The sequence below is a fragment of the uncultured Methanofollis sp. genome, assembly GCF_937919355.1.
Classification (GTDB): domain Archaea; phylum Halobacteriota; class Methanomicrobia; order Methanomicrobiales; family Methanofollaceae; genus Methanofollis.
Map to the genome: position 1 here is coordinate 1 of NZ_CALFSA010000054.1, position 1,186 is coordinate 1,186.

General features: G+C 67.2%; 1 protein-coding gene. It reads left to right on the top strand.

Annotated features, from left to right (window positions below):
- Positions 1-1,186 (top strand): ATP-binding protein (locus Q0520_RS02640; protein ID WP_298666235.1); only part of this gene is annotated, 1,186 nt, incomplete at both ends.

The following is a 1,186-nucleotide window of genomic DNA, read 5'->3' on the forward strand; positions in this document are numbered from 1 at the left end:
GGGCACGCACCCGTCCCCTCCGCATCGCGGTGAGCGCCCTCACCCACGCGGCGATAGAGAACCTCCTCTTCGCGGTCCAGAACGCCGTCGCCGGGGACATCACCCTGAGGCTCTCGGTGAACAAACTCGAAAAGACGACAAGCCCGAAGGGGCGCGGCCTTCTCGTGATCACCCGCGACCTCCTCACCGCCATGACCCGCGTCCCTGACGGTTTCGTCCTCGGCGGCACGGCGAAGAGTTTCCAGAAACACCGCGACCTCCTCCCGGCCTTCGACCTCCTGATCATCGACGAGGCCTCGCAGATGACATTCGGCGAACTCGCCCTCCTCCTCCCCCTCATCAGGAAGGGCGGGAGACTCGTGCTCGCGGGCGACGACTGCCAGTTGCCGCCCATCGTGAAGGCGGCGGGCGCCGACCACGAGAAGTCTGAGTATCAGGACTCGGTCTTTGCGTGGCTGCGGCGGCGGGACACCGGGAGGAGATACACCGCGCAACTCCTCGAAAACTGGCGCATGAACAGCACCCTCTCCCGCTTCCCTGCCGAGACACTCTATGGAGAGGGCTATCGCCCCGCGACGGCCGAGGTCGCCGCCCGGCAGATCTGGCGTGCACCCTCCGCCGACGACCCCTTCGTCGCCTGGGTGCTCGACCCGGCCCACCCCCTCGCCGTCGTCGTCCTCGAAGAGGTGCGGGCGACTGTCGAGAACACCGCCGAGGCGGCGCTCGTGGCCGACCTTGCGACCGCCCTGCGGTCGTCCCTCCTCCCGGCAGGGTCAGGCGAGACCTACCCGGACACGAAGGCCGGCGACGCCGCCTTCTGGAGCAGGGGAGTCTTCGTCGTCAGTCCGCACCACGCCCAGATCGCGGCGATCAAAAAAGCGCTTGCAGAGAGACGGGCCTGGAGGGCAGAACCCTTCGTGGACACCGTGGACAAGATGCAGGGGCAGCAGTGCGAGGCGGTGATCGTCTCGTACGGGGTGAGCGACCCCGAGACCGCCCTCGCCGAGGCGGCGTTCATCTACAGCAGGAACCGCCTCAACGTCTCGGTCACGCGGGCAGAGGCGAAGTGCATCGTCTTCCTGCCGCGCCCTCTCCTGGAACCGTCCTTCGAACTCTTCCAGGATCCGGAGACGGCCGAAGGGCTGGACTACATGCTGAAACTGGTTGCGTTCTGCCGGAGAGAGGG